Annotated in this window: 4 protein-coding genes; 3 read left to right on the top strand and 1 reads right to left on the bottom strand. The window is 73.5% G+C overall.

Going from position 1 to position 7227, the window contains the following annotated elements; genetic code table 11:
* Positions 1–153 precede the first annotated feature (153 nt).
* On the top strand, positions 154–3297 hold the full coding sequence (locus tag RIF68_RS20905; RefSeq protein WP_309052813.1) for an amidohydrolase family protein: 3144 nt from the start codon (positions 154–156) through the stop codon (positions 3295–3297).
* A 307-nt stretch (positions 3298–3604) separates the two neighbouring features.
* On the opposite strand, the gene RIF68_RS20900 is transcribed toward RIF68_RS20905, so the two are convergent.
* A complete protein-coding gene (locus RIF68_RS20900) occupies positions 3605–5212 on the bottom strand; it encodes an AMP-binding protein (RefSeq protein ID WP_309052812.1) in 1608 nt (535 codons plus the stop codon).
* 251 nt (positions 5213–5463) lie between these two features.
* On the opposite strand from RIF68_RS20900, the gene RIF68_RS20895 reads away from it, so the two are divergent.
* Together RIF68_RS20895 and RIF68_RS20890 are read left to right on the top strand one after the other, a co-directional pair.
* Positions 5464–6360, top strand: coding sequence for an alpha/beta hydrolase (locus RIF68_RS20895; RefSeq protein ID WP_309052811.1), 897 nt, complete (start codon positions 5464–5466; stop codon positions 6358–6360).
* 176 nt (positions 6361–6536) lie between these two features.
* On the top strand, positions 6537–7227 hold a 691-nt coding region (locus RIF68_RS20890), incomplete at its 3' end, for an endonuclease/exonuclease/phosphatase family protein (protein WP_375165725.1).

Below are 7227 nucleotides of genomic sequence, written 5' to 3'. Positions count from 1 at the left end.
CCGGGCACGTTCCGCGCGGCCGACGCGCGGCTCCCCGGGCCCGTCGCCGTGCCCGCCGGGCCGCTCCCGGGACCGGAACGCGTACGCCGCCTCGTACGAGAGCGCGGCGCTCGGCACCGGGGCCGTCGCACGAGACCGACCCCGGAAGGTGCCATGTTCGACTTCGGCCACGTCGACCGCCGTGGTTTCCTGCGGACCTCCGCCGCCGGTCTGACGGTTTCGGCGGTCCCCGTCACGGCTGCCGCCGGCGCCTCGGACAAGGAGCGGGTTCTGCGCTACCGGGAGATCACCGGCGGGTCGGTCACCGCTTCCGCCGACGGCCACCTGCTCATCGCCGAGGCGCAGGGGGTGCTGTGGCGCGTACCCCGCGAGCCCGGACCCGCGGCACCGCTGACCGACTGGGATCTGGAGGCCACCCGCCCGGCCCTGTCCTCCACCGGCGGGGCCGTGGCCTGGTGCGGCTACCGCGGTGGCGCCTTCCACCTGTGGACGATGCGGGCCGACGGCACCGGGCCACGGCAGCTCACCGACGGCCCCTGGGACGACCGTGGCGTCGCCTGGTCACCCGACGGCACCCGCCTGGCCTTCTCCTCCGAACGCGACGGCGATCCGGTGTCCGGCAGTTCCTTCGGCCTGTGCGTCCTCGACCTGGACGACACCCGGCCGAGGCGGCTGACCGGCGGTGCCTTCGAGGACTACGACCCGGCCTGGTGGCCGGACGGACGTTCGCTGGTGTGCGTCCGCGCGGCCCACGCACCGGGCGGCGGAACCGACGGCGGCTCGGCCCTGGTCCGTGTGCCCGTCACCGGAGGCCCGGGGCGTGTCCTGCGCACGGTCACGTCCGGCCGGCTCCTGTGCCCCTCGGTGTCCCCCTCGGGCCGCGTCGCGTACCTGCACCTGACCGGCACCGGCGATTCCCCCTCCCTCCCGGCCGCACGCGCGGCCCTGATGGTGGACGGCCGGACCGTGGCGGCCGACGAGGACCTGGCGGCGGCACCGCCGTGCTGGCTGGGTGACGACCGCCTGCTGTACGTGGGCGACGGACGCATCCGCGTCCGCACACTGACCGGGACGCCGTCCGTCCAGGAGATCGCCTTCGACGCCCGGATGCCCGTGCCGGCACCCGGCCGGAGGCCGAAGCCGCGCGATCCCACGCCGGCCCGGCCCGTCGCGGTGCGCGGCATCCAGCGGCCCGCCCTCTCCCCCGACGGGCGCGAGGTGGCGTTCGCGGCACTCAACGCCCTGTGGCTGCTGCCCGTCGGCGGCACTCCCCGCAAACTCCTCCAGGCCTCGCCCGTCCACCACGTGCAGATGCCCGCCTGGGCCGGAGACGGACGCAGCCTGCTCTACTGCACCGACCGGGACGGCTTGACGGCCGTGCGCCGGCTGCACCTGGACGGCGGACGCGACGAACCCGTCACCGGCGCCGGACGGCTGCATCCGGCCCTGTCCCCGGACGGCTCCCTCCTGGCCTGCCAGGACATCGCCGGCAATCTGCTGCTGCACGACCCCGCCACCGGTGCCGAGCGCGTACTCGCCCGCCCCCTGGCCACGGACGGACCTCCGGGCGCGCCCACCTGGTCACCCGACGGCCGGTACATCGCCTTCTGCGACCGCAACCGGCTCAACCAGCGCTTCCGCGAGGGCTACCACCTCATCCGGGTCGTCGACACGCGCACCGGCACCGACCGGCGTCACCTGCCCGCCGCGCACCAGTCGCTGTCCGACCGGGCCGCCGCCGGACCCGTCTGGTCGCCCGACGGCCGTCACCTGGCGCTGGTCGCCGAATCGGCCCTGTGGCTGCTGCCCGTCCTTCCCGACGGCACCCCCACCGGGCCCGCCCACCGCGTCACCGACGAGCCCGCCGATCACCCCAGCTGGGCCCGCGACTCCCGGCTCCTTCTCTACCTCTCCAACGGACGCCTGCGTCTGCTGGACCTCGACAGCGCCCGGCAGCGGGGCCGCACCCGCACGCTGCCGGTACCGCTGACCGTGCGACGCCGGCCCTCCGGGCGGGAACCGCTGCGCGTCCATGCCGGCCAGTTCTGGGACGCCACGGGGGCCCCGCCCCGCCACGACGTCGACGTCCTGATCGAGAACGGCCGCATCACCGCTGTCGATCCCCACCGGCCCCGCCGCCCCGGCCACCGCACCCTCGACGCCTCCGACCGGACCGTCATCCCCGGCCTGATCGACAGCCACACCCACCCCTACAGCGCCACCTACGGCGCCCGTCACCCCCTCACCGCCCTCGCCTACGGCATCACCACCACCGCCTGCCTCGGCGCGCCCCTGTACGAGGCCGTCGGGCTGCGCGAAGCGCTCGCCTCGGGCCACAGCACCGGCCCCCGCCTGCTGGCCTGCGCGGAGCTGATCGACGGCGCCCGCACCGCCTACAGCAAGGGCCGCGCCCACCGCACCAGGGCGGGCCTCGAGCGCACCCTGGAACGCGCCACCGCCCTGAACGTCGACTTCGTCAAGACCTACGTACGGGCCCCGGGCGACTTCATGGCACGGGCCGCCGACGCCGCACACCGCCTCGGCGTGCCGTGCGGCAGCCACCTGTGCAGCCCCGGCCGCGCCGCCGGCCAGGACCTGACCACCCATCTGCAGGCCACCCAGCGCCTTCCGTACGGGTACGCCACCACCCCCCTGGGTGACATCCGCCAGGACGTCGTCCAGCAGTACGCCGACGGCACCTTCGCCCTGATCATCACCCCGTTCACCGCACAGGCCCTTCTCGCCGCCGACCCAGGCCTGGCCGACGACGTACGCGTGCGCAACCTGATGCCGCCCTGGGACGTCGCCTCCGTCCGTGAACGCGCCGGCACCCCTCCCACCACCGAGCAGCTCCGGGCACTGTCCACCGAAATGGACAACTACCGTCTGCTCGCGGCCGCCGGCGCCACGCTCGCCCTGGGCACGGACGCCCCCCTGGTCCCGCCCGGGCTCTCCCTGCACCTCGCCCTGCGCGCGCTGCACGCCCACGGCTTCACCCCCGCCCAGGCCCTCCGCACCGCCACCGCCGTCCCCGCGCGGGTGTTCGGACTCCACGGCGACCTCGGCACCGCCGAGCCCGGCAAGGTCGCCGACCTCACCGTCATCGACGGTGATCCCTTCAGCGACTTCACCACCCTCGTCAACACCCCGCTGGTACTGCGCGACGGCGTACCCCACCACCAGGCCGACCTCACCCGCGTCCACACGTCGCCGCCCCCGGCCGCCGGCCCCGACACCACGTGGCTCGATGTGGCCCGCAGTTTCCAGCGAGGTTCCTGCTGCCGCCCCGGCCCCTGACCGCAGGGGGCGCCCACGTCGGCCTCGGGGCCGGGCCGGTGACGCGGCGGTACCGGGCCGGACCCTCTCCCCGGCCCACGGCGTGACGGAGCGACAGCTGACGCCTGGGCGGAGGCGGGGGTTCATCCGGCCGGCCCCGGCCCGAGGCGGGCACCGCCGGAAACGTCGATGACCCGGCCCGTCACCCAGCGGCCCCGAGGGCCCGCTCCGGAAGCGGGCGCTGCGCGGCGAATCGCAGGACGAGCCGCCGCGGATGGCTGGGACGAGAAGGAGGAGGCCCCGCACGTGAGGGCCGGCTGCACCGTCCTCACCTGCCGGGGCCGGACCTGGCACTGGCGGCTTCATGCGACAGCGGCGCGCGGCGAGGTCGGGTGAGCTGCTCGCGGAGCTTGTTCTTGTCCGGTTTGCCCATGGTGGTGCGGGGGATGTCCGGGACGAAGTGGATGGTGCCCGGTGCGTACTGGCGGGTGAGGTGCGTGGTGACGTGGGTGCGGATTTCGTCGGGGGTGATGCGGTGGCCCGCGGCGGGTACGACGGCGGCGTGGATGTGTTCGGCCGCGTCCTGGTCGGCGACGCCGAAGACGGCGCAATGCGCGACGGCCGGGTGGGTCAGCAGCACCGCTTCGACCTCGCTGGGGTAGATGCCACCGCCGAGGGTCTTGATGAGGTCGCTGGAGCGGCCGACGAGGAAGAGGTAGCCGTTGTCGTCGAGGTATCCGATGTCTCCGGTGCGGATCCAGCCGTCCCGCATCGTTCCGGCCGTGAGTTCCGGTTGTTTCCAATAGCCGCGCATCATCCCGGGGGAGCGGGCGTAGATCTCGCCCTGGCGGCCGGCGGGAAGAGGCGAACCGTGGGTGTCACGGATGTCGAGTTCGACCTCGGGCATGGGGCGGCCGACGGTGATCTGGCCGTGGCGGCCGGTCAGGAGGTGCTCTTCGGGCCGGACCTCGGTGAGGCCGAGGGTTTCGCTCTGTCCGTACCAGCTGTGCAGCACGGGGCCGAAGACCTCCGCCGCCCGCCGGAGCCGGGCGGCTGACGCGGGACTCCCGCCGTAGGTGATGCGCTTGACGCCGGAGACGTCGGTGGCGGGCAGGGACGGATGGTCGAGCAGCTGGTGCAGCAGGGGCGGGAGCAGCCACAGGTGGGTGACGCCCTCGCGTTCGACCGCGTCGAGGGTCGCGCCGGCGTCGAAATCCCGCTGCAGGACGACGCTGCCGCCCTGGAGGAGCGCCAGATCGGCGCACAGGCCGGCGACGTGCGACAGCGGGGTGTTCACGAGGAAGCGCGGCGGATCGCCCGCGTCGACGCGCAAGCTGTTCAGGCAGCGCTTGTACTGGCCGTGGGTGACCTGGAGGGCTTTGGGGACCCCCGTGGTGCCGCTGGTGTGACGGATGCACCAGTCGGCATGGGGGTCGGTGTGGCCGCCGGGGGCGTCCGGGGTGGGGCGGGCGGCCGAGGCGACGAGATCGTCGCAGCCGGCGACCGGGCCGAGTGATGCCACCGCGGGGACGTCGACCAGGGACAGAAGGGGCCCCAGGTCGGCGTGCCGGCTCGCGTCGACGAGCAGCAGGCACGTGTCGACGTCGGCGACGATGTGCGCGAGGGCCTTGGGCGGCATGACGTCGTAGAGGTAGACGAGGCGGGCACCGGTCAGGGGTACCGCGTAGCGGGCGGCCAGGGCGAGAGGCGTGTTGCCGGTGAGCAGGGACACGGTCCCGCCCGGCCCGATCCCGCGGCTTCGCAGGGCTCGGGTGAGACGGCGGACGAGGGCGGACAGTTCGCCCGCGGAGACGGGCCTGCGGTCGGCGGTGAGGACGGCGGGCCGGTCGGGATGCCGCGCCAGGACCTGCAGGAGGTCCTCGGCGTAGCCGGTGAAGCCGTGGTCGGTCCCCGTTTTCCGCTGGTTCTGTGACATGTCTGCTCCGGCGGGTCGGTGTGTGTCGTGCGCGGCCCGCGGATCGGCGGGCCGCGCACGAGGACAACGACCCGGACCCCGCGACCGGTGCGGCCGGATTCCGTCGGGACCTGGTCGTCACGCGTGTCGACTCCCGGCCGGGCGGAGCGCACCACACGTTGGTGTGGGGGCGGGGCCGGCGGCGAGAACCATGTCGGAGGCAGGTCGTTGATCCACGGGTACGCGTTTTCCGTCGTCTGGAGTTCGTCCTCGTGACTGTCGATCAGGTGCACCGTTTCTTCTTCTCCGGCTTCGGCTACCAGTGCCGTGTCGTGCAGTGCCCCACCCCCAGCACGGAGCCGATCGTCGTGATCGGCGGCGCCTTCCAGAACATGTATTCCTACCGGCGGCTGGAAGGGCCATGGGCGCAGACCGCACCCCTCATCCATGTGGAGCTGCCCGGTTCCGGCAACGCCGACCCGCTGCCGGCGACGTACGGGTTCGATTTCCTCGCCGACGCCCTGACCGACCTCCTCGACCGTCTGGGCCTCGACCGGGTCAACCTCTACGCCGTCTCCTACGCGGTGCCGGTCGCCTACCACCTCGCCCAGCGCGACCCTGGCCGCCTGTCCCGGCTGGCCCTCATGGGAGCCGCCTCCGTCTACCCGCCGGAGGAGCTGGAGGGGCTTCGGGCCATGGCGGACGCGCTCGCCTCGGGGGATGCCGACGGGTACGCCCGGCGCAGCGTGGAGTCGCTCATGGCCCCGGTTGACCGTACGGTGCGCAACCGGGCCGCTGTCACCCGTGTGCTGGCCCGTGACATGGCGGCCGTCACGGGACCGGACTTCGAGCGTCATCTGGCGTCCATCCGCCGTGTGATCGACTGGTCGGGGCTGCCCGACGGCGGGGTGAGCGGCGTCCCGGCCCTCTGTGTCACCGGCGAGCACGACACCCTCACCCGCCCCGACCTGGGCCGTGAAGCCGCTGCCACCATCGCCGGCAGCATCTTCACCCTCGTCCGCGACACCGACCATCTGCCGGCACTCGAACGACGCAGAGAGGTCGGCGAACTCCTCCTGCGTTTCTTCACCGACCGGCCCTTGGACGACCTGGACTTCCTCACACCGCTCGAATACCCCTCGGGACGGCTTCCCGCCGGCGTCGCGTGAGGCGGGGGCGGAAGCGGGCGCCCGCCCGCCGGAGCCGCCGCTCGGCGGCTCGGGAAGGACGCGCCCCTGAGGCGCCGGCGACGAGATCCGGCCGTGTCGCTCCGGACGCCCGAGGCGAGTCCGGGCGGCGTACGGACCCGCCGGTCGGCCCCGACCTGCTGAGGGCCGACCGGGCGGTGACCGAGACGAAGCGCACGGCCACGGACACCTCGCCGGCCGACGCCGGGGCCGGGGCCGGGGTTCAGCTCAGGGCGGTCACCTTCAACATGTGCGGTGGCATGTGCAACAAAGGCGGCACCGACAAGCTCCACCACATCGAGCGGCAGATCTCCGACTTCCAGCCGGTGCACCTGATCATGCTGCAGGAGGTGTGCTACCCGCAGTTCCAGTGGTTCCGGAACAAGTACGAGGGAACCTACGAGTTCGGCTTCACGCCCCTGCTCACCAACTACACGGGCTGCGGCGTGTCCGACTGTTCGGTGAACATGGACAGTGACCCGGCCAATGACGACACGCGCTGCTGGATCGGTCAAGTCGTCGGAGCCCGAGGGACGCTGGGCCCCCCGGACAAGATTTTCCTCGGCGGCGAGACCCACCAGATCAAGGCCGACGGCAGCCCGGTCGTCCCGGCGCGGACGTTCAACGCCCTCTGCCACGACGCGACCCTCGTCGGCGTCCCCGGGAAGGTGAAGGGCTGCAGCGTGCACATGCGCGCCTTCGACGACGCCACGGGCGTCAACGACCGGGCCCGTTCCGCGCAGGCGGCGCGACTCGCCTCCGAACTCGACGATGACATCGACGCCGGCAAGGTCGTCGTGGTGGGCGGAGACTTCAACGCGGTCCCGCAGCCTCACAAGGGCCCCCAGC

The organism is Streptomyces sp. (genome assembly GCF_031178505.1).
Classification (GTDB): domain Bacteria; phylum Actinomycetota; class Actinomycetes; order Streptomycetales; family Streptomycetaceae; genus Streptomyces; species Streptomyces gulbargensis.
The sequence above is the reverse complement of the archived record's forward strand: the minus strand, read 5'-3'. Positions and strand labels throughout refer to the sequence as shown.

What these genes read in the sequence shown, in the direction of transcription:
- RIF68_RS20905 (WP_309052813.1), top strand. Translation starts at nt 154, where the DNA reads ATGTTCGACTTCGGCCACGTCGACCGCCGTGGTTTCCTGCGGACCTCC.
- RIF68_RS20900 (WP_309052812.1), bottom strand. Translation starts at nt 5,212, where the DNA reads ATGTCACAGAACCAGCGGAAAACGGGGACCGACCACGGCTTCACCGGC.